21 protein-coding genes are annotated in these 22,335 nt (G+C 44.7%); 17 read left to right on the top strand and 4 right to left on the bottom strand.

Features of this window, described 5'->3' with window-relative positions:
• The first annotated feature begins 123 nt into the window (after positions 1–123).
• The 5 genes from rpsO (at position 124) to AB4486_RS04745 (ending at position 5,928) form a co-directional block, all read left to right on the top strand.
• Positions 124–393 (top strand): 30S ribosomal protein S15, encoded by a 270-nt coding sequence (gene rpsO, locus AB4486_RS04765; protein ID WP_010436144.1) that lies wholly within the window; start codon positions 124–126, stop codon positions 391–393.
• Positions 394–771: 378 nt separating this feature from the next.
• On the top strand, positions 772–2,892 hold the full coding sequence (pnp, locus tag AB4486_RS04760; protein ID WP_017059234.1) for a polyribonucleotide nucleotidyltransferase: 2,121 nt from the start codon (positions 772–774) through the stop codon (positions 2,890–2,892).
• A 124-nt stretch (positions 2,893–3,016) separates the two neighbouring features.
• Positions 3,017–3,940 carry a lipoprotein NlpI gene (gene nlpI / locus AB4486_RS04755; RefSeq protein WP_017059235.1) on the top strand — a complete coding sequence of 308 codons (924 nt, stop codon included), beginning with the start codon at positions 3,017–3,019 and terminating at the stop codon, positions 3,938–3,940.
• Between the two features lie 153 nt (positions 3,941–4,093).
• Entirely contained in the window at positions 4,094–4,501 is a 408-nt protein-coding gene (locus AB4486_RS04750; RefSeq protein WP_017056675.1) for a MarR family winged helix-turn-helix transcriptional regulator, read from the top strand.
• Positions 4,502–4,590: 89 nt separating this feature from the next.
• Positions 4,591–5,928, top strand: coding sequence for an MATE family efflux transporter (locus AB4486_RS04745; RefSeq protein ID WP_050633591.1), 1,338 nt, complete (start codon positions 4,591–4,593; stop codon positions 5,926–5,928).
• Positions 5,929–6,012: 84 nt separating this feature from the next.
• Here AB4486_RS04745 and AB4486_RS04740 read toward each other — a convergent pair whose 3' ends face one another.
• From AB4486_RS04740 to AB4486_RS04725, 3 genes are all read right to left on the bottom strand, one after another.
• Positions 6,013–6,891, bottom strand: coding sequence for a U32 family peptidase (locus AB4486_RS04740; protein WP_372116592.1), 879 nt, complete (start codon positions 6,889–6,891; stop codon positions 6,013–6,015).
• Positions 6,892–6,909: 18 nt separating this feature from the next.
• Positions 6,910–7,923: a peptidase U32 family protein gene (locus AB4486_RS04735; RefSeq protein WP_017059238.1), complete on the bottom strand. Its 1,014-nt coding sequence runs from the start codon at positions 7,921–7,923 to the stop codon at positions 6,910–6,912.
• A gap of 168 nt (positions 7,924–8,091) precedes the next feature.
• Positions 8,092–10,131 carry a bifunctional diguanylate cyclase/phosphodiesterase gene (locus AB4486_RS04725; RefSeq protein ID WP_017068226.1) on the bottom strand — a complete coding sequence of 680 codons (2,040 nt, stop codon included), beginning with the start codon at positions 10,129–10,131 and terminating at the stop codon, positions 8,092–8,094.
• A 258-nt stretch (positions 10,132–10,389) separates the two neighbouring features.
• Here AB4486_RS04725 and AB4486_RS04720 point away from each other — a divergent pair, with 258 nt between their 5' ends.
• From AB4486_RS04720 to deoD, 12 genes are all read left to right on the top strand, one after another.
• The gene (locus tag AB4486_RS04720; RefSeq protein WP_029235120.1) at positions 10,390–10,917 is read left to right on the top strand and encodes an SCP2 domain-containing protein; all 528 of its coding nucleotides are present in this window, start codon (positions 10,390–10,392) and stop codon (positions 10,915–10,917) included.
• A complete protein-coding gene (locus tag AB4486_RS04715; protein WP_017059241.1) occupies positions 10,901–11,404 on the top strand; it encodes a GNAT family N-acetyltransferase in 504 nt (167 codons plus the stop codon). Before AB4486_RS04720 ends, AB4486_RS04715 begins: the two co-directional genes overlap by 17 nt.
• Before the next feature lie 198 nt (positions 11,405–11,602).
• Positions 11,603–12,001 carry a DNA polymerase III subunit psi gene (locus AB4486_RS04710; protein WP_372050872.1) on the top strand — a complete coding sequence of 133 codons (399 nt, stop codon included), beginning with the start codon at positions 11,603–11,605 and terminating at the stop codon, positions 11,999–12,001.
• Complete coding sequence (gene rimI, locus AB4486_RS04705; RefSeq protein ID WP_017059243.1) at positions 11,994–12,449, top strand: ribosomal protein S18-alanine N-acetyltransferase; 456 nt, start codon at positions 11,994–11,996, stop codon at positions 12,447–12,449. The genes AB4486_RS04710 and rimI overlap by 8 nt, the downstream gene beginning before the upstream one ends.
• Positions 12,450–12,621: 172 nt before the next feature.
• Positions 12,622–14,202 carry a peptide chain release factor 3 gene (prfC, locus tag AB4486_RS04700; protein ID WP_017059244.1) on the top strand — a complete coding sequence of 527 codons (1,581 nt, stop codon included), beginning with the start codon at positions 12,622–12,624 and terminating at the stop codon, positions 14,200–14,202.
• A 105-nt stretch (positions 14,203–14,307) separates the two neighbouring features.
• On the top strand, positions 14,308–14,463 hold the full coding sequence (locus tag AB4486_RS04695) for a DUF5363 family protein (protein ID WP_157938685.1): 156 nt from the start codon (positions 14,308–14,310) through the stop codon (positions 14,461–14,463).
• The gene (locus AB4486_RS04690) at positions 14,444–15,256 is read left to right on the top strand and encodes a TatD family hydrolase (protein WP_372109941.1); all 813 of its coding nucleotides are present in this window, start codon (positions 14,444–14,446) and stop codon (positions 15,254–15,256) included. Before AB4486_RS04695 ends, AB4486_RS04690 begins: the two co-directional genes overlap by 20 nt.
• Before the next feature lie 204 nt (positions 15,257–15,460).
• Positions 15,461–16,723, top strand: a complete 1,263-nt coding sequence (locus AB4486_RS04685; protein WP_017058833.1) for a NupC/NupG family nucleoside CNT transporter — start codon at positions 15,461–15,463, stop codon at positions 16,721–16,723.
• Between the two features lie 522 nt (positions 16,724–17,245).
• Positions 17,246–18,022: a deoxyribose-phosphate aldolase gene (gene deoC / locus AB4486_RS04680; RefSeq protein ID WP_010436196.1), complete on the top strand. Its 777-nt coding sequence runs from the start codon at positions 17,246–17,248 to the stop codon at positions 18,020–18,022.
• A gap of 110 nt (positions 18,023–18,132) precedes the next feature.
• Complete coding sequence (gene deoA / locus AB4486_RS04675) at positions 18,133–19,461, top strand: thymidine phosphorylase (protein WP_029405256.1); 1,329 nt, start codon at positions 18,133–18,135, stop codon at positions 19,459–19,461.
• A 76-nt stretch (positions 19,462–19,537) separates the two neighbouring features.
• Positions 19,538–20,758, top strand: coding sequence for a phosphopentomutase (locus tag AB4486_RS04670; RefSeq protein ID WP_372116589.1), 1,221 nt, complete (start codon positions 19,538–19,540; stop codon positions 20,756–20,758).
• Positions 20,759–20,823: 65 nt separating this feature from the next.
• On the top strand, positions 20,824–21,543 hold the full coding sequence (gene deoD, locus AB4486_RS04665; RefSeq protein WP_017063285.1) for a purine-nucleoside phosphorylase: 720 nt from the start codon (positions 20,824–20,826) through the stop codon (positions 21,541–21,543).
• A 127-nt stretch (positions 21,544–21,670) separates the two neighbouring features.
• Here the strand turns inward: deoD and AB4486_RS04660 are convergent, their stop codons facing one another.
• The gene (locus AB4486_RS04660; RefSeq protein ID WP_372102526.1) at positions 21,671–22,282 is read right to left on the bottom strand and encodes a YtjB family periplasmic protein; all 612 of its coding nucleotides are present in this window, start codon (positions 22,280–22,282) and stop codon (positions 21,671–21,673) included.
• Positions 22,283–22,335: the final 53 nt, after the last annotated feature.

Here is a 22,335-nt window from a genome sequence, read left to right as displayed (position 1 = left end):
TTTTAATGGGTTCGATTGTTATTGCACCAACTGACAAACTTCCCTATAATCCTCGGCTCGCGTAGCGGCTGAATCAGAGATTGGCTGCTACAAATATAAACTTACTCTTATCAGGAGAGAATTATGTCTCTGAATGCAGAAACTAAAGCAGCAATCGTTGCAGAATACGCACAATCTGAAGGCGACACAGGTTCACCAGAAGTACAAGTAGCACTACTTACTGCTTCTATCAACCACCTACAAGGTCACTTCAAAGCGCACAAACACGATCACCACAGCCGTCGTGGTCTACTACGTATGGTTTCTAGCCGTCGTAAGCTTCTTGATTACTTGAAAGGCAAAAACCTTGCTCGTTACCAAGACCTAATCAAGCGTCTAGGCCTACGTCGCTAATAGCGATGTCTGCAAAGACAGTTTGAAGAAAAGGAGCATTTATGCTCCTTTTTTTGTGCCTGTAAGAAAATGCTAGGCTGGATGCTCAGAATATCATCTGGCTTTTTCTGATAGGAAATATATCTCCTAATAAAAATAGTTTATACTACGCCCGCCTATAGCGTTTTCAGCGTTTGGCAATCAACCTCTCAAGAGATTACAGTCACAGATGTCGGCCAATAGGTCGCGACTATTCAAAGGCGGATTTGGTCTTAATTCGGCGTATGAACACATACAAAGAGTCACCATCCTAAGTCCCTTTTCACTAGTCGCGATTGGTAATGTCTTGAGTCATTATTCACTTAATCTAAAGTCTGACTTTAGAGCTAAGGATATACAATGTTTGAAAAACCAGTTGTAAAATCGTTCCAGTACGGTAACCACACCGTTACTCTAGAAACGGGCGTAATTGCACGTCAAGCTACTGCTGCTGTAATGGCGACTATGGACGATACTTCAGTATTCGTTTCTGTTGTTGCTAAGAAAGAAGCAGTTGCAGGTCAAGACTTCTTCCCACTAACAGTAAACTACCAAGAGCGTACATACGCTGCGGGTAAAATCCCTGGTGGTTTCTTCAAGCGTGAAGGTCGTCCATCTGAAGGCGAAACACTAACAGCTCGTCTGATTGACCGTCCAATTCGTCCACTTTTCCCAAGTGCGTTTAAAAACGAAGTTCAAGTTATCGCTACGGTTGTTTCTATCAACCCTGACGTAAACCCAGACATGATCACTATGATCGCAACATCTGCTGCGCTTGCTATCTCTGGTGCTCCATTCAATGGTCCTATCGGTGCTGCACGTGTTGGTCACATCGACGGCGAACTTGTTCTTAACCCATCAAATACTGAGCTTGAAAACTCTAAACTAGACCTAGTTGTGTCTGGTACAGAAGGCGCAGTACTTATGGTTGAATCTGAAGCAGATAACCTATCTGAAGAAGAAATGCTTTCAGCTGTTGTTTACGGTCACGACCAACAACAAGTTGTAATCAAAGCAATCAACGAGTTTGCTGCTGAAGTTGCAACTCCATCTTGGAACTGGGAAGCACCAGCAGTTAACACTGAGCTTAAAGCTCAAGTTGCTGAACTTGCTGAAACTCGTCTATCTGACGCGTACCAGATCACTGAGAAAATGGCTCGTTACGAGCAAGTTGGCGTAATCAAGAACGACGTTGTTGAAGCTCTAATTGCACAAGACGAAAACCTAGATGAGCGCGAAATCCGCGGCATGCTTGGTTCTCTAGAGAAAAACGTAGTACGTAGCCGCATCATCGCTGGCAACCCACGTATCGATGGCCGTGAAAAAGACATGGTTCGTGCGCTAGACGTACGTACTGGTGTTCTTCCACGTACACACGGTTCTTCTCTATTCACTCGTGGTGAAACTCAAGCACTTGTTACTGCAACGCTTGGCACACAACGTGATGCTCAAATCATCGACAGCCTGATGGGTGAGAAGAAAGACAACTTCCTTCTACACTACAACTTCCCTCCATACTGTGTAGGTGAAACTGGTTTCGTTGGTTCTCCTAAGCGTCGTGAAATTGGTCACGGTAAGCTTGCTAAACGTGGTATCCAAGCAGTAATGCCTTCTGTTGAAGAATTCCCATACACAGTTCGTGTTGTATCGGAAATCACAGAATCTAACGGTTCTTCTTCAATGGCTTCTGTATGTGGTACATCTCTAGCTCTTATGGATGCTGGTGTTCCAATCAAAGCTTCTGTTGCGGGTATCGCAATGGGTCTTGTTAAAGAAGGCGACGATTTCGTTGTTCTTTCTGACATCCTTGGCGACGAAGATCACCTAGGTGACATGGACTTTAAAGTAGCAGGTACTAACGCTGGTATCACTGCACTTCAAATGGACATCAAGATCGAAGGTATCACTAAAGAGATCATGCAAATTGCACTTAACCAAGCGCAAGGTGCACGTAAGCACATCCTTTCTGTAATGGATGAAGCTATCTCTGGTGCTCGTGAAGATATCTCTGAATTCGCTCCACGTATCCACACAATGAAAATCAGCTCTGATAAGATCAAAGATGTTATCGGTAAAGGCGGCGCAGTTATCCGTGCTCTTTGTGAAGAAACTGGTACTACAATCGAAATCGAAGACGATGGCACAATCAAGATTGCTGCTACTGAAGGCGCAGCTGCTAAAGAAGCTATCCGTCGTATCGAAGAGATCACAGCTGAAGTTGAAGTTGGCCGCATTTACCAAGGTAAAGTTGCTCGTCTAGCTGACTTCGGTGCATTCGTTACTATCCTTCCAGGTAAAGATGGTCTAGTACACATCTCTCAAATCGCTGACAAGCGCGTTGAGAAAGTGTCTGACTACCTAACTGAAGGTCAAGAAGTTCCTGTTAAGGTTCTTGAAATTGACCGTCAAGGCCGTGTACGTCTAAGCATGAAAGAAGCAGTTGAAACGCCAGCTGAAGGCGAAGCACCTGCTGCTGAGTAATTCTCAGTGTGTCGATGGTGATATCGCTTTTTAGTGATTTCTAACCTATCGTCAACAAAGCATGTTATAAAGGGGAGCATATCGCTCCCCTTTTTTATTGCGGTCATAACAGGAGTAATTATTTGTGAAATGGTTTCAAACCGCGAGTATGTGTTTACTGCTTGTACTAACAGGTTGTGCGACAACATCAGATAACACCTCAAGTTGGGTTTATCCACCGATGGCTGTGCCACTGCAACCAAGCGTTCAGCAAGAAGTTCAAATTGCACGTCTTAGTCAGTTATTACAGCGCCCAGATTTGAACGATGAAGTTCGAGCTAAGATGCTGTTTGAACGTGGTAACTACTACGACAGTGTTGGCCTGCGTGATCTCGCGCGTCTCGACTTCAACCAATCTCTTTCATTGAACCCTGCTCAACCTGATATCTTCAATCTTTTGGGTGTTTACTTTACGCAGGTAGGGGAGTTTGATGCGGCTTATGAATCTTTTGATTCTACGTTAGAGCTTGATCCTGCAAACTCTTACGCAGAAAGGAACCGCTCTATCGCGCTTTACTATGGCGAGCGTTACGACTTAGCCAATGAAGAGATGATGAAGCACTATGCCGACGATCCTAGCGATCCGTTTCGCGCTCTGTGGTTGTACATCATTCAGCATGAGCTGACGCCAGAGCAGGCTAAGCTTGATTTGCAAAAACGTTACGAGAGCCGTGATGAGCAGTGGGGTTGGGTATTAGTCGCGATTATGCTTGATGACATTACTGAAGAGCAGGCTTTCAAGGCGATCTTAACCGGTACTCGTGACAACACGTTACTTGCGCAGCGTCTAACAGAGACGTACTTCTACCTTGCTAAGCGTTACCATATGAATGGTGATTACGCGAATGCTATCTCTTTGTACAAGTTAGCGGTTTCTTTTAACGTGTATGAATACGTAGAACATCGTTACTCTTTCTTAGAATTAAGCCGTATCTTCACCACACTTAAAGCTGAGCACTTAGCGCAAGTTAAGCTGGCTGAGGCCGAAGAAGAAGCCAACGCTAAGTAAGCAACACATTTTGATTCCGAAAAGCCGCTGTCTGTCAGCGGTTTTTTTATGCTCCTTTTTTATGATCTTCATCTCGTTTTGATTGCTTTTTATTTAAACAACACTAAAATAGTTAGCCTTGCTAACTAAATGCTATTCTTTGATTAGGTGAGTATGCTGAACCAGAATTTAGAAAAGATTGAGCGCTTCGCCTCTAAGATATGGCGCACTCAGGTAAATGAAGATCCTATTTGCCAATTGAGCTTCAATGAATATGACTATTTGAAGGTCATTCAAGCCTCTCCTGAACCGATCCGATTGACAGATCTGGCGATTGAAATGCAAGTAACCAAGCCTTCAGCAACTACTATGGTTCAAAGGTTAGAGAGAAAAGGTCTCGTTGAGCGTAAAGCTTCGCTCGAAGATGCGAGGTCTAAGTTGGTCGTACTGACCAGCAAAGCGGAAGTCGGCTTGGAAGAAGAAAGTAAGATCTATCAGGTCATGGCACAGATACTGGAAAGCCGTTTGTCTGAGCAAGAATCTCAGCAGTTAAACCTATTATTAAATAAAGCTTTAAAGTAAATAATTTAGATATTTAGTTAGCCTTGTTAACTAATTTTTCGAGTCATATCTTGTTGATATGCGACTCACAAATGAAAGTAGAGTAAGAAATGAGTAACTCAATTAGTCGTCAATTTTGGCGATACACAATCCCTACCGTGGCGGCCATGTTGGTTAATGGCCTGTACCAAGTGGTGGATGGCATCTTCATTGGCCGCTATGTGGGGGCTGATGGACTTGCAGGTATCAATGTTGCGTGGCCTGTGATTGGTTCGATTCTTGGTATTGGTATGTTGGTGGGTGTGGGCACAGGTGCGCTTGTCTCGATTCGCCAAGGTGAAAAAGATACTCAAGGCGCTAAGCAGATCTTAGCAACGGGCTTAACCTTGTTGTTAGCGATAACGCCTATTGTCTCTGCATTGCTGTTCTTGTTTGCTGATAACTTCTTGCTTTGGCAGGGCGCTGAAGGGCGAGTGTATGAACTTGGTCTGCAGTACTTACACATTCTGATTGGTGCTAGTGTCTTCACGCTAGGTTCGATCGCGATGCCGTTTCTACTGCGTAACGATGACAGTCCGAACTTAGCGACGATACTGATGATCGTTGGTGCGGTGATTAATATCGTGCTCGATTACCTGTTTATCGCTCTCTATGGCTGGGAGTTGATGGGTGCAGCATTAGCAACAGCGATTGCCCAGTTTGTAGTAACGGCTCTCGGCTTGGCTTACTTCTTCTCGCGTCGAGCAAACCTACGTTTACGTTGGAATGAGTTGAGATTGAAGCTGGATGTGATTCCACAAATCTTCGCCATTGGTACATCAAGCTTCTTTATGTACGCTTATGGTTCGATGATGGTGGCGCTTCACAATGCGTTGTTCTCTCAATATGGCGACCAGTTGATGATTGGTGCGTACGCGATTTTGGGCTATATCGTGACGGTTTATTATCTCACGGCTGAAGGTATCGCCAACGGCATGCAACCTTTGGTGAGCTACAACCATGGTGCGCGTAACCAAGCGAACATCCGTAAGTTACTTAAGATAGCGATGATGAGTTCAGTATTGATTGGTGTGGCGTTCGTGCTACTTCTGAACGCGTTCCCACGGGAGTTTGTATCAGTATTTAACTCAGACGAACCTCAGTTAGTTGAGTACACGGTGTTGGGTATTCGACTACACATGTTTGCATTGGCGCTGGACGGTTTCTTAGTGGTAGCGGGTGCTTATTACCAAGCGGTAAACAAGGGCAGCAAGGCGATGTTTGTAACGATAGGCAATATGCTAATCCAACTGCCGTTCCTGTATATCATGCCTAAGTTGTACGGTGTGCCGGGGATCTGGATTGCGTACCCACTGTCTAACATCGCGTTAAGTGTGGTGGTGATGGTAATGCTCTACAAAGACTTAAAGAAGCTCGATGCCTCACCGATGGAAACAGCGACGGCATAGGTCTGTTTCTTAAGTCGAATTAAAAAGGTCTAGCGAATGCTAGACCTTTTTTGTATCTGTTGCTGGTTAGTTCAATGCGAGGAACTAGATGTTCTTAACGTCTAAACCTGCAAGCTGATGCCAGTAACCATTACATTGGCGGCTTTCAATCTTCATCGGTTTTTGACCTTGCTCGTTTGCTCTGAAGTTGTTGATTTCAAAGAAGGTATCGATACCGAGAGGGCTTAAACGAACCACATCAACCAGGTCGTGCATGTTCGGTAAATCATTGACTAGGTTGTAGCAGTAGCCTGATTGCGTCTGAATACCGTTAAGGTTGAAGACTGATTGGCCTTCTTGGCTTTCTACTTGTAGCCCTGTTGGGTACTTGATACAGCAGGTTTCGCAATCGTCTTTAGCTTTGTTTTCAGCGCGAGCGGTAAAGCAGCGTGCTGAGTAAGCAAGCGGCAGGTAGCCATGGCTAAACACTTCAACTTCGAACTTGTTACGAATATTTAGCTCTTCGCACTGGGTCATTACGTTGCTTAGCCATTCGCGAGAAAGCTCAACCGGCATACACCAACGCGTCATGCCTTGTTTCAAGAATAGGTTCAGGGTGCGTGCGTTGTAGGTGTTTACTGCCGGGCCAACCACGAAAGGTACTTTGCTTTCGCTGGCCAGTTGAATTGCAGACACATCATTGGCTTCGATCGCAAAGTCACCGTTATCGATGTACTTCTTCATGATGTTGACTTCGCTTGGTGCTTCGAGCAATGCCATGGTCGAGAGGACAACTTGCTTACCTGAAGCAGACAGCTCTTTAGCAATGTCCATCCAGTGTTTCGCTTTCATCTCACGACGTTTTGAACACACAGCTTCACCTAGATAGATGATGTCGGCAGAGCTTGATTTCGCTTGCTCATAGAAGCTTTCAACGTCTTGTTTTGGCCAAAAATAAAGTAGAGGGCCTAATGCGTATTTCATTGAGTTCTCCATTTGGCTCTATTGCCATTTACGGTGATAAGCGCCAAGCGTGGTTTGTGTACCTTCAGATACATTCGCCAGTGTCGCATTCCAAGCTTGTTCCACTTGGTATTGTTCTGGGTTCGCTAAGTAGCGATCGATAGCTGCACGCCACGTACGAGTGACTTGTTCAACATAAGCCGGGCTGCGTTGGCGACCTTCAATCTTCACTGAGGCAACGTTCGCCGCGAAAAGCTCAGGCAACATGGATAGCGTGTTGAGGCTGGTTGGCTCTTCAAGTGCGTGATAGCGCTTACGTTCACCATCGATATCTGCTTCAAAGCGGCCTTTACACAGCGTTGGGTAACCTGCGTTTTCACCTGCTTCATATTTATCGATAAGGATTTCGTTCAAGCGAGATTCGAGGCCAGTTTCTGTTTCTTGCCAGCGAACGTATTTCGCCGGAGAACAAGCACCAACGGTATTTGGTGATTCGCCTGTCATGTATGAAGATAGGTAACAACGGCCTTCTGCCATGATGCACAAGCTACCAAAAGCGAATACTTCAAGGTCAACGTCAGAAGTGATGTTACGAGAAAGCTGTTTGACCTGATGAATCGACAACACACGCGGTAGTACGACACGCTTAACGTTGAAGTTTTTATGGTAGAAGTCGATAGCCGCCGCATTGGTCGCAGATGCTTGCACTGATAGGTGCAGTTCTAGATCTGGATACTTATTTGCTGCGTACTCAAGCACCGCGATGTCTGCGATGATCAGCGCATCAACACCCAGAGCAGCGGCGTTGTCTACGGCATTAGTCCAACGGTCGAAGCCATTTGGGTGAGCAAACGTATTTAGGGCAACATGAATTTTCTTGTTGTGGTCATGCACATACTGCACAGCACGATCGAGCTTTTTACCCGCAAAGTTTAGGCCTGCAAAGTGTCGGGCATTGGTATCGTCTTTGAATCCGATATAGACAGCATCCGCACCACAATCAATAGCGGTTTTCAAAGCAGGTAAGTTACCCGCTGGGCATAAGAGTTCCATTTGCTCACTACCAGTAGAATTAAGTTGAAGCGAGCATTTTATGAAGAATTGTGAATGACGGAATTGATGTAAGGCAGGTTTAGATGGATAAATCTGCTTTTACTCCGTTTGAGGTACTGACGAGTGACCGTTTTACATGTTGGCTTGGTTTAAATATGAGGTACTTGATTAGTTCTTATGACGGCGGTTTTGGGCAAACAACTCTTCGACATCTTGTTTTGGTTGCGGACGGTAGAAGTGGAAGCCTTGAATCGAACTACAGTTGAGGTTCGATAATAGAGTCGCTTGCTCACTGGTTTCGACACCTTCAGCAACCACGGTCAAATCGAGAGATTTACCTAGGTTGATGATGTTTTCAATTACGGTGATTTGCTTTGGTAGGGTATCTATATCAGAGATGAAAGCACGGTCTATCTTAAGCTCATCAATTGGGAAGCGAGCAAGGTAAGACAGTGAAGAGTAACCTGTACCAAAATCATCAATGGAGAGAGCAAAGCCAAGTTTCTTGATGGCGTTAAGCATTTGGAGTGTGTGTTCACTATCACTCATCACCGCACTTTCCGTTAGCTCGAACGTAATCGCACTTGGATCAAGCTCGGTCGAACGCAGTAGCTTTTCCATGTAATCAATCAGTTTCGGGTTACCAAACTGTTCTGGTGAAAGGTTGATAGCCACTCGACCTGGAAGGATACCTTGCATCTTCCAGCGTTTAACCGTAGCAAACACTTCGCGCATTACCACTCGGCCAAGTTGTTCGATAAGACCAGCTCGCTCCGCTACAGGAATGAACGCAGCAGGACTGATATAACCTTCGACAGGATGCTTCCAACGTACCAGAGCTTCAGCGCCGTTGATGGTGAAATCACGGGCATTCACTTTTGGTTGATACCAAACCTCAAGTCCATTTTGTTGCAGTGCTTTTTGGAGCTCTATCTCAAGCCACAGTCGCATACGCGCTTCTTTATTCATCTGTTCGTTGAACTTGATCAGACGATTACGACCACGATCTTTCGCTTCATACATTGCTGTGTCTGCATTTTGCAGCAAGATACGAGCATCAGTACCATCTTGAGGAAAGCTCACACTACCAATAGAGCAGGCTAAGCGCTTGCTAAAGTGGTGAAGATCGAAGGGTTGATTGATCAGGGAAATGATCTTTTCAGCGAGCATTTCAGGTGTTCGCTGATGTTCAGGTTCTGGAAGGATAATACCAAACTCATCCCCGCCTAAATGTCCAATCACGGCCTTACGAGGCAGTAAGCGTTTAAGACGCGAAGCGACCTCTTTAATCACCTTGTCACCGATGTGATGACCAAGTGAGTCATTGATATTTTTAAAGTTATCAATGTCTAAGTAGAGCATCACCACCGGCGTATCGTTGTGAATGAACTGCTCAAGACGCTTAGTAAACCCAACTCGATTGTAGAGTTTGGTCAGTGCATCTATGTAGGCATCTTCACTGTTTGCTGGTGTGTATTGTTTTGCGGTTTCTTGTGCGTCTTGGATAAGCACCAACTGAGTGTTGCTTCCAAGAACAGTGGTGGAGTCGATGTTGAGCTGAACCTTACGTTCAAAGCCGCATCGTGCACCCGTTAAGCAAACCAAACCAGACTCAGAAATAATAGAGCTGAGGTTATTATTGAAGACTGTTTTGGTTTGTTCATCGATAAATAGGCGTCCCAACTCTTCACCAATTAACTCTGTGGTTGAGTTAAAGCCAAGCAAGCGCGCTGCTGCTGGGTTAGATGACAAGATGTAGTCACTTTCAACGAGCAGTAATCCATCTGGAAGTAGTTGAGATAGTTTGTGGAATTTGGCTTCGGATTCTTCTAAAGAACGGACAAGTACTTGGTTTTCTGATGTGTCGAAGGCGTGAAAGACGATGTAGTCGGTTTTGTTGCCATTGGTAAGCGGAGATAGGCTGAAATGAAGGCTGGTATCGAGGTCTGTTTCGTTGAGGGTGACTTCGGCCTCAATCGTTTCGCCACTGAATGCACGCTCATAGTAAGGCTTGAGATGTTGGTAGAACTGTTCGCCCAATGTTTGGCGATCATTCATGCCTGCAAGCTCTGTTTGACTCAAACCAGCAATATCGCAGTAACGCTCATTCACCATAAAATAGTTATGTTGAGCATCAAGTACTGCAAAAAAGAACGGACTATTTGCAGTTAGCTGGGTAAACCAATGTTGTAGTTGTTGGGGAGGCATCAAAGTACTACCAATTCTCCAAGAGCTTGAATATTCACTATCGATAAATATTTATTACTTTTTGTGTGGCTATCGATATTTACCTGTGAGTGCAGCGATCCGCTGTAATTCTCATTACCTGAGTTACTATAACTGTGATTTTCAGGATATTAAAGGTCGAGTATCAAACAGAAGTTAATTTGATACATAACAGTAACTGAGATCTCAACATCATCTATGATGCATTCCATATTATTGACAAAGTTACGGATAAGTCACGTGATAAACAAGATTCGCACTCAACTAGTTCAAAATGCCGCATCAATTTTGCGATCTCCAGTCCAGTTATTGCCTAAAACAGTACAAAAAAGAGCCTTATTGGAGGCGCTTAAGAATGTATTCAAGGAAGCTTTAGAGGACGGTGACTTTGAGTTTTTAGAAGACAAATGGCTGAAAGTCTCAATAAAAGACATGGGGTTAAGTTGGTGTATTAGCTACAAAAATGAGCAACTGGTTGTAGCTGATAAAGAGGTGGTTGAAGATGTAAGCTTTAGCGGCAATCTTAACGATCTTGTGTTGATTGCGGGACGTAAAGAAGACCCAGATACGCTTTTCTTCCAACGTCGACTGTCTATTGAAGGTGATACAGAGCTCGGTTTAGAGGTCAAAAACTTGATGGATAGCGTAGATTTGGACTTATTGCCGACTCCTATGAAAACTTTGTTAAATCAATTAGCTGATTTTGTGCAGAAGGGAGTACAATCCCCAGATACACAAAGTGAGGTAATGAATGCTTATTCGAACTGAAGCACCGGCAGATATACTTGTCATTGATCGTCTATTGAAATCTGTTTTTGAAACGGATGCAGAAGCTAATTTGGTTATGAGCTTGCGTGAGAATAGTCATTTAACGCTATCGCTGGTGGCTTGCTCTGACGAAGGCGAGGTGGTTGGTCACCTGATGTTTAGCCCAATTACCCTTAAAGGTGACGATCACAACTGGCAGGGGCTTGCACCACTTGCTGTGAAAGAAGAGTTCCGCAACCAAGGCATTGCAAAATCACTGGTTGAAGATGCTTTCTCTACTTTGGTTGATTTTGGTTACCCAGCCTGTGTCGTGCTTGGTGATCCTGCCTATTACGGTCGCTTTGGTTTCAAGGCTGCGAGTGAATTTGGTTTGAGCTGCACTTGGGATGTACCTGAAGGAGCTTTCCAAGCTATCGAGTTAGTTGAAGGTGCGCTTGCAGGGCATTCTGGTGAGATTGCTTACAGTCCTGAGTTCAACGACTTATAAGCTGATTTATCACGCAACAAGATACAAACTGATTTAGTCTAAATAAAGGAGCTTGATGCTCCTTTATTTTTTGTTAGTATCAGCCCTGCTCTAATAAGCGCTCTTTCAATAGAGGCAGCTTTCACAAAACTAGTTCTAACAAACTTCTGGTTTCAATAAACTTTGGCTCCAATAAACTTAAGGTTACTACCGCTAGATATGTCACAAACACACGCGCAATACCTACATGAGATGGGCATTAGCCAATGGGAACTAAGTCACCCAGAGCGTTTAGCAGGTTATGAATCTGAATTGACTCCGCTCTCGAGCGATTGCAAGTTACTGTTGGTTTCGCCTGAAAAACCTCAGGAAGATCTCGCCGTGATGTTTGAGCGAGTACTCAAAAGTATCAAACTCGACTTATCTCAAGCCTTACATATTCAGCCTCAACACTTATCTTCTATCGAACTTGGTGATGTTGAATGGGTGTGGTTTGCGGGTTGTGAGTCGGCTCAAGAGCTGAAGGCTAAAACACTTCAATCGCCATTACTGTCTGACATTAACGGTAACAACCAACACCGCCGCGACTTATGGCAACAAATTTGTGCTTATGACTAATCAATTTTTACCGACTTCACAACAACACCTAGACGCCATTTGGAAGATAGAGCAGGCCGCGCATTCTCACCCTTGGTCTGAAAATATGATCCGAGATCTTGATAGCCGAGGCGCTTGTCATCATGTCCTTGAAGTTGATGGACAAGTGGTGGGCTATTTCTTCGCTCAAAATATTGTTGGTGAAGTGACGCTGCTTAATATTGCGGTAGACCCAAGCAAGCAAGGCAAAGGTTATGGTAAGGCACTAACTGAACATTTCCTTGATATATGTGAACAAGCTGATGCTGAAAGCGCTTGGCTGGAAGTTCGCGAAAGTAATGTGAACGCGTTTAATCTTTACGAAAAGGCAGGCTTCAACGAAGTTGATCGCCGTCGTAATTACTATCCAACTAAACAAGGCAACGAAGATGCCATCATTATGAGCTATCTTTTTATGTCTTTTAGCTAGTCATGTTACGTCTTTTCGCTAACTAGATAGCTAATCACAAAATTAGCCAAAAAATAGGGTGTAAACTGACCCTTTAGAAAGTGATACGCTTTCTGTATAATCCGCACACAGAATTCAAGGGCAAGTATTATCTACTTGCCCTTTTTACGCTTTAGATCAGCAAAGGGCGACTATGTCTTTCCAACAAGAAGTGAGCAAACGTAGAACGTTTGCGATTATCTCTCACCCGGATGCGGGTAAAACCACGATTACTGAAAAAGTTCTTTTATTCGGAAACGCGATTCAAAAAGCGGGTACCGTAAAAGGCCGTGGCTCTAACCAGCACGCTAAATCTGACTGGATGGAGATGGAAAAAGAACGTGGTATCTCGGTAACTACGTCGGTAATGCAATTCCCATACAATGATTGCCTAGTAAACCTACTCGATACTCCAGGACACGAAGATTTCTCGGAAGATACGTACCGTACGCTAACAGCGGTTGATTCTTGTTTGATGGTTATCGATGCTGCTAAAGGTGTCGAAGACCGTACTCGTAAGCTGATGGAAGTAACACGTCTTCGTGATACTCCAATCGTAACGTTTATGAACAAACTTGACCGTGATGTTCGTGACCCGATGGAAGTGCTTGATGAAGTGGAAAGCGAGCTAGGTATGGCCTGTGCTCCAATCTCATGGCCAATCGGTTGTGGTAAAGAGTTTAAAGGTGTTTACCATATTCACCGTGACGAAACGATCTTGTACGAATCTGGCCACGGTCATGAGATTCAAGAAGTTCGCATCATTAAAGGTTTGGACAACCCTGAGCTAGATGAAGCGGTAGGTGCTGATCTTGCGGAAAGCGTACGTGAAGAACTAGAGCTTGTTATCGGTGCTTGCCCTGAATTTGATCACGAACTGTTTCTTGCGGGTGAATTAACGCCGGTTTACTTCGGTACTGCATTAGGTAACTTTGGTGTTGACCACATGCTTGATGGTCTAACGAAATGGGCTCCAGCTCCTCAAACGCGTCAAGCGAACGAGCGTGATGTTGAAGCGACAGAAGAGAAGTTTTCTGGTTTCGTCTTTAAGATCCAAGCAAACATGGACCCTAAACACCGTGACCGTATCGCATTCATGCGTATCGTGTCGGGTACTTACAACCAAGGTATGAAGATGAACCATGTTCGTACTGGTAAGAGTGTAAGTATCTCTGATGCGGTAACCTTCATGGCGGGCGACCGTGCACGTGCTGAAAAAGCATACGCGGGTGATATTATCGGCCTACATAACCACGGTACTATCCAGATTGGTGATACCTTTACTCAAGGTGAGAGCCTTAAGTTCGCTGGTATTCCTAACTTCGCACCTGAGCTATTCCGTCGTATTCGCCTACGCGATCCACTTAAGCAGAAGCAACTTCTAAAAGGCTTAGTTCAGCTTTCAGAAGAGGGCGCAGTACAAGTATTCCGTCCTATGCAGAACAACGACCTGATCGTTGGTGCGGTTGGTGTCCTTCAGTTCGACGTGGTTGTAGCGCGCTTGAAAGCGGAATACAACGTAGAAGCTATCTACGAAGGTGTTAACGTTGCAACAGCTCGTTGGGTTGAATGTGATGACGCTAAGAAACTTGAAGAATTCAAACGTAAGAACCAATCTAACCTAGCGCTAGATGGCGGTGATAACCTGTCTTACATCGCACCAACTATGGTGAACTTGAACCTAGCTTCTGAACGTTTCCCTGAAGTTCAATTCCGAGCGACGCGCGAGCACTAATTTCTCCGCGATCTATTAGAGTTAAACAAAAACGTCTATTGTTCTGCAATAGGCGTTTTTTAATGCGTTTTATTTGAGGTTTAAAGGCTGAGGTTAGAGGCAGTTATGTTGGGTTGGATAAAAACTTGGGTTAAAAGATATGATAAGTGGTGTGAAGAGCTTGGGCTAACGCCTGAAAACAAGCGCAGTTGTGTTGCTTATCGCCGTGATCCTCAAGGGAAACAAACAGAGAGTAGGGAAGATGACACAGCAAATAAGTGACTTTCCGCTGTTTGATACTCATTGCCACGCGGATTTTGAGGCGTTTGAGCAAGGTTTTACACCTGAACAAAGTATTGATGGCTATCTTAAAGAAGCAAAGCAAGCTCAAGTCGAGAAGTTAATCATCCCTTCTATTGGCCAAAGTAACTGGAGGAAGCTCGATGAAATCGCTCAATCTCACCCCAATGTTTACTACGCATTAGGCTTTCATCCTTACTTTTTAGAGCAAGCGGATGAGATGCAATTTGAAGAACTTCACCAACTACTCGCATCAAAAACACGTCAGTGTGTGGCCATTGGTGAGTGTGGGTTGGACTTTTTTGTGGATGTGGAACAGGAGAAACAAGAGCGCTTTTTCATCCAGCAAATGGAACTTGCCAAGGAGTTTGACCTGCCTTTAATCATCCATGAGAGGAAGTCTTACAACCGACTTATCGAGCTAATAAAGCAGCATAAGTTCACCTTAGGTGGTGTGATTCACGGTTTTTCTGGGAGTGAACAGCAAGCTTTGGCGTGGATCAAGCTCGGTTTCTATATTGGCGTCGGTGGAACGATAACTTACCCAAGAGCGCAAAAAACACGCACAACCATCGCAAAATTGCCCCTTGAATGTCTGGTATTGGAAACGGATGCTCCGGACATGCCCATGTATGGAAACCAAGGAAATGTTAATCATTCCAAATATTTAGTTACGATCTTAAATGAACTTTTTTTGCTTAGAAAAGAGCCAAAGCAATCGATTGCAGCGCAAATTTGGCAAAATAGCCATCGCGCATTCGGTATATGTGAATAAAATCGAAGGTTTTTGTTTATCGTTTGCGTAAATTGCACTGAGCTTGTGATTTGGGTCACATTTGTGTGTGAATGGTACATGAATCTTCTACGAAAGTGTGAGGACGGCATTACTTTATTAGTGGTCGCATGAGTATAATTGCCTCCGCTTTATAGCCCCATTTTGTAACACGCCAATAAATAACTAATAAGGAAGTCATAAACTATGAGCCTGTTTATGAGCCTAGTCGGAATGGTTGCACTGATCGCAATCGCAGTACTACTATCTGACAACCGCAAAGCTATTAATCTAAGAACAGTGGGTGGCGCTTTCGCTATCCAATTCGCACTTGGTGCATTCGTACTTTACATCCCTTGGGGTCGTGATCTACTTGCAGGTTTCTCTGCTGGTGTAGCAAACGTGATCGACTACGGTAAAGACGGTACTGGTTTCCTATTCGGCAGCCTAGTTAACTTCTCAGTTGACGGTATCGGTTTCATCTTTGCTTTCCAAGTACTACCAACTCTGATTTTCTTCTCTGCACTTATCTCTGTACTTTACTACATTGGTGTTATGCAAATTGTAATCAAAGTTCTTGGTGGTGGTCTTCAGAAAGCTCTAGGTACTTCTCGCGCCGAGTCTATGTCTGCAGCAGCAAACATCTTCGTTGGTCAAACTGAAGCACCTCTAGTTGTTCGTCCATTTGTTCCTAAAATGACTAACTCTGAACTATTCGCAGTAATGTGTGGTGGTTTGGCTTCTGTAGCTGGTGGTGTACTAGCAGGTTACGCATCTATGGGTGTACCTCTAGAGTACCTAGTTGCAGCGTCATTCATGGCAGCACCTGGTGGTCTACTATTCGCTAAAATCATCAAGCCTGAAACAGATACGCCAGACGACAACATCGCTGACGAAATGGACGGTGGCGATGACAAACCAGCTAACGTTATCGACGCAGCAGCAGGTGGCGCATCAGTTGGTCTACAACTAGCACTTAACGTTGGTGCAATGCTACTAGCATTCATCGGTCTAATTGCTCTAATCAACGGTATCCTAGGTGGCATCGGTGGTTGGTTCGGTATGGAAAACCTAACTCTAGAACTTCTTCTAGGTTGGATCTTCGCACCGCTAGCATTCATCATTGGTGTTCCATGGGAAGAAGCAACTATCGCTGGTTCTTTCATTGGTCAGAAGACAGTTGTTAACGAATTCGTTGCATACCTAAACTTCGTACCATACGTTGGTGAAAACGCTCAAGTTGTTGCAGCAACTGGTCAAGTGATGTCTGAGAAGACTCAAGCTATCATCGCATTCGCACTATGTGGTTTCGCAAACCTTTCTTCAATTGCGATTCTTCTAGGTGGTCTAGGTGGTATTGCGCCAAGCCGTCGCCACGACATCGCACGTATGGGTGTTAAAGCGGTAATTGCTGGTACTCTATCTAACCTGATGGCAGCAACAATTGCTGGCTTCTTCCTGTCTTTCTAATTAGTTAGAAATCGATATATAGACGCCATAATAATATCGCCCCGTAGCAAGAAATTGCTGCGGGGCTTTTTTGTTTTTAGGTCTAGTGATTCTTTGAGATGAGCATAAGCATCAGCTTGAAGTCGATAATGGGTCTAGAATGTTTTTTTGAGATACAAACCGTTTGCGTTCTAAGGAGCACTACAATTTATTGATGGATACCTATAATGTATAAGCTAAAGGGATAGGATGTCTCTGTTGGCAAGAAAGTAACCTCGAAATCAACTCGAACGTTATTCTTCTGGGATTAAGCCAAAATTAGCGATACGCTATAGATGTTAGACACAACATGACTGATTTGTTGTGCCATAGACCAAACTGGTACTGTGCGGTGACAAGGATTGCAATTGGTAGCGAAAGTTATCAAGTCTTCAGGGAACCAAGTCCGTTCATTTGTGGCTACTGAGCATTACTAAAATATCCATCTATACTGGATGGAGGGCGAAGTAGTTAACTATTTGAATATATTGATCGGAGATAGAAATGAGCGATTTAAAAGCAGCAGCTCTACGTGCACTTAAACTTATGGACCTAACTACGCTAAATGACGATGACACTACAGAAAAAGTAGTGGCGCTTTGTCATGACGCGAAGACTGCAGTAGGCAACACCGCTGCAATCTGTATTTACCCTCGCTTTATCCCAGCAGCTAAGAAAGCGTTGCGTGAGCAAGGTACTCCAGAAGTACGCATTGCGACTGTAACTAACTTCCCTCATGGTAATGACGACATCGAAATTGCTGTTGCAGAAACAAAAGCAGCGGTAGCGTACGGCGCAGACGAAGTTGACGTAGTATTCCCATACCGTGCTCTTATTGCTGGCAACGAAGAAGTTGGCTTTGAGCTAGTTAAACAGTGTAAAGCAGCTTGTGGTGACATCACGCTTAAAGTGATCATCGAAACAGGTGAACTGAAAGAAGAAGCACTGATCAAGAAAGCTTCTCAAATCTGTATCGAAGCAGGTGCAGACTTCATCAAAACTTCAACAGGTAAAGTGCCAGTAAACGCGACTCCAGAGTACGCGCGCATGATGCTTGAAGTTATTCGTGACATGGGCGTTGCTAAAACAGTTGGTTTCAAACCAGCTGGTGGCGTACGTACTGCTGAAGATGCAGCACTATACCTAGCAATGGCTGATGAGCTATTAGGCGCTGAGTGGGCAGACAACATGCACTACCGTTTTGGTGCTTCAAGCCTACTAACTAACCTTCTTAATACATTAGAAGTGACAGACCAGACTGCTGATCCAGCAGCATACTAATATCCCAATCGGGTGTAACAAGATTTAGTCTGTTTGATGGAGTGGCGTTAAGTCACTCCACATTACCTCTTTCCCTACAAACCATACTCACTAGAGTTTGGGAGGCACTAATGTATCTACCTCAAGAAATTATTCGCAGAAAACGTGACGGTGAAGTCCTAACAGCTGAAGAGATTAACTTCTTCATTCAAGGCGTAGCTAAGAACACGGTTTCTGAAGGCCAAATTGCAGCATTCGCAATGGCTATCTTCTTTAATGAAATGACAATGCCAGAGCGTATCGCACTAACGTGTGCAATGCGTGACTCAGGCATGGTGATTGACTGGAGCCACATGAACTTTGATGGCCCAATCGTTGATAAACACTCTACTGGTGGTGTTGGTGACGTAACTTCTCTGATGCTTGGCCCTATGGTGGCAGCATGTGGCGGTTTCGTTCCAATGATCTCTGGTCGTGGTTTAGGCCACACTGGCGGTACGCTAGACAAGCTTGAATCTATCCCTGGCTACAACATTACACCAACCAATGATGTGTTCGGTGCAGTAACGAAAGATGCTGGTGTAGCGATCATCGGTCAAACAGGCGATCTAGCACCTGCTGATAAGCGTGTTTACGCGACTCGCGATATCACAGCAACAGTCGATAATATCTCGCTAATCACGGCTTCAATCCTATCTAAGAAACTGGCCGCTGGCCTTGATTCTCTAGTTATGGACGTAAAAGTAGGTTCAGGCGCATTCATGCCGACTTATGAAGCATCTGAAGAGCTAGCGAAGTCTATCGTTGCAGTAGCAAACGGTGCGGGTACGAAAACAACAGCAATCCTAACGGACATGAACCAAGTACTGGCTTCTTCAGCGGGTAACGCAGTAGAAGTTCGTGAAGCGGTTCAATTCTTAACAGGCGAATACCGTAATCCACGCTTGTTAGAGATCACGCTAGCATCGTGTGCTGAAATGTTGGTGCTGGGTAACCTAGCTAAAGATTCAGACGAAGCGCGCGAAAAACTGATGGCAGTACTGGATAACGGTAAAGCAGCAGAGTGCTTTGGTAAGATGGTAGCGGGTCTTGGTGGTCCAGCTGATTTCGTAACGAACTACGATAACTACCTAGAAAAAGCAGACATTATTAAGCCAGTGTACGCGCTAGAAAGCGGTGTGGTATCAGCAATGGATACTCGTGCAATTGGTATGGCTGTGGTTGGTATGGGCGGTGGTCGTCGCGTAGCAACTGACAGCATTGATTACGCCGTCGGTTTTGATCACTTCATTCGCCTAGGTGAAGTAGCAAGTGAAGATAAGCCATTAGCAATGATTCATGCTCGCAACGAACAACAGTGGCAAGAAGCTGCAACAGCATTACAAAATGCAATCACTGTGGGCGGAGAATATACAGCAACGCCAGATGTTTACCGTCAGATTCGTTCTGAAGACGTGTAAATAACAGGTATCGGTATACCTCGTGTATACCGATAAACAGAGTTCTGGTGCAAAGAGCAATAAGTTGGTGAAGAAAATGAAAAGAGCATTTATTTTAGTTTTAGATTCATTCGGTATCGGTGAAACAGCGGATGCTGACACATTCGGCGATGTAGGTTCGGATACAATGGGTCACATTGCTGACCATTGTGATCAAGGCCTTGCAGACAACGCGGATCGTAAAGGTCCACTAACGCTGCCAAACCTGTCTAAGCTAGGTTTAGCGATGGCTCACAAAGAGTCTACAGGTCGCTTTGCTCCTGGTATGGATGCAGACGCTGAGATCATTGGCGCTTACGGTCACGCTGCTGAGCTGTCTTCTGGTAAAGACACGCCATCAGGTCACTGGGAAATCGCGGGTGTTCCTGTACTGTTTGACTGGGGCTACTTCACCGACAAAGAGAACAGCTTTCCAAAAGAACTGACTGACCGCATCCTTGAGCGTGCAGGCCTGTCTGGTTTCTTAGGTAACTGCCACTCATCTGGCACGGAAATCCTAGATAACCTAGGTGAAGAGCATATGAAGACTGGCTTGCCTATCTTCTATACTTCTGCAGATTCTGTTTTCCAGATCGCTTGTCACGAAGAGACATTCGGCCTGCAAAACCTATTAGACCTTTGTCAGATTGCTCGTGAAGAGCTAGAAGACTACAACATTGGTCGTGTTATCGCTCGTCCGTTCATTGGCCCAGGTAAAGGTCAATTCGAACGTACTGGTAACCGTCGTGATCTTTCTGTTGAGCCACCTGCAGCCACCATTCTTCAGAAGTTGGTTGATGAGAAGGGCGGTAACGTTCACTCAATCGGCAAGATCTCTGATATCTACGCGGGTTGTGGCATCACTCAGAAAACCAAAGCAACAGGTATTCCTGCGCTATTTGAAGCAACCAAAGAAGCGATCAATGAAGCAGGCGACAACACTATCGTGTTCACTAACTTCGTTGATTTCGACTCAGCTTACGGCCACCGCCGTGATGTTGCTGGTTATGCAGCGGCACTTGAGTACTTCGATGGTCGCATCAATGAAATCATCGATATGATGAAAGAAGATGATGTGCTTATCCTAACGGCTGACCACGGTTGTGATCCGACATGGCCAGGTACAGACCATACTCGTGAGCACATCCCTGTGATTGTTTACGGTCAGAAGGTTCCAGCCGGTTCTTTAGGCCGTCGCGATACGTTCGCTGATATCGGTCAAAGCTTAGCGTCATACTTTGGTACATCGCCAATGGGACACGGTACAAGCTTTCTATAATAGTTAACGAAGAGAGAGGGAAACCTCTCTCTTCTTTTTTTGTTTTGAGATTAAGGATATTTTCAATGGCTACTCCACATATTAATGCTGAAATGGGTGATTTCGCTGACGTAGTTTTAATGCCAGGTGACCCGCTACGTGCTAAATACATCGCTGAAACCTTCTTAGAAGAAGTGGTTCAAGTGTGCGACGTTCGCAACATGTTTGGTTACACCGGTACTTACAAAGGTCGTAAGGTTTCGGTAATGGGACACGGTATGGGCATTCCATCTTGTTCTATTTACGCGACTGAGCTGATCAAAGACTTTGGTGTGAAGAAGATCATTCGTGTAGGTAGTTGTGGTGCAGTGAGCGAAGATATCAAAGTGCGTGATGTGGTGATCGGCATGGGCGCATGTACTGACTCTAAAGTGAACCGTATTCGCTTTAAAGATCATGACTTTGCGGCTATTGCGGATTACAAAATGGTGCGCGCGGCAGAAGATGCAGCCAAAGCTCTCGGTGTCGGCGTAAAAGTCGGTAACCTGTTCTCGGCTGAGCTGTTCTACACGCCAGATCCAGAGATGTTCGAAGTAATGGACAAATACGGCATTGTTGGCGTAGAGATGGAAGCGGCTGGCATCTATGGTGTATGTGCTGAATACGGCGCAAAAGCTCTAACGATCTGTACTGTTTCTGACCACATCAAGACTGGTGAGCAAACGACATCAGATGAACGTCAAACGACTTTCAACGACATGATGGTTATCGCACTAGACTCAGTGTTGCTTGGTGACCAAGAATAATCTTGATTTGTCTTAGCTTGATAAGTTAACAGATAACAAAAAGCCCCGTTGCTGCCTGAGCGTCGGGGCTTTTTATTGGATTGCTGTATTTATTCTGAGTCTAGTATTTATTGTCAGCCTAGTGTGTTTATGAGCTTACATTTTTCAATAGTAAGTTCTCACCAGACTTAGTTGGTCTTCTGCGAATCAGCATGATGAACAACACGCCACTCACAAACCCCATCAACACCATACCGATCATGTAGCGATCACTTTTGCGGTAGTGGTGATCAGAAATCGCCGTCATCTTACCGGTTTCAAAAGTCACTCGAATAAAGCCGATGATCGTTTTCTCTGGAGAATAAATAGGTTCAACTAACTGTTGTCTGCCGATACTTGCTGTTGAAAGTGGTGTATCTAAGCCAAGAACCTCACGTACCGAGAGGGCTTTTTCGCTCGAAGCCAGTCGAATACCCTCTGCATCATAGATGGTGGTATCGAACACCAGTCGGTCTTGAGATAGCTGGTTAGTCAGATCAAGCAATCGCTCTTGGTCTTGTTGCGTGATCATCTTGCTGGCTGAAAGTGATGCCTGAGAGATAAGCAGCTTGGTAAGAGTTTCCAACTGTTTTGCTTGGATCTTCTCGTTACCTTTACTGATCACGACCGTATTTTTAATCGTTACAACGAGCATGGTAGCCAACAAAATGAGGGCTAGCATTCGTAAAGCGTTACGTATTGAGAACAATGATTCATTCATGTTTCACGAAGCCTGAAATAAACAAATGTTATGATTAAGACATATTGAGACTT

The organism is Vibrio sp. 10N.222.55.C6 (genome assembly GCF_041473395.1).
Lineage (GTDB): Bacteria > Pseudomonadota > Gammaproteobacteria > Enterobacterales > Vibrionaceae > Vibrio > Vibrio crassostreae_C.
This window is presented reverse-complemented; position numbering and strand designations above follow the sequence as displayed.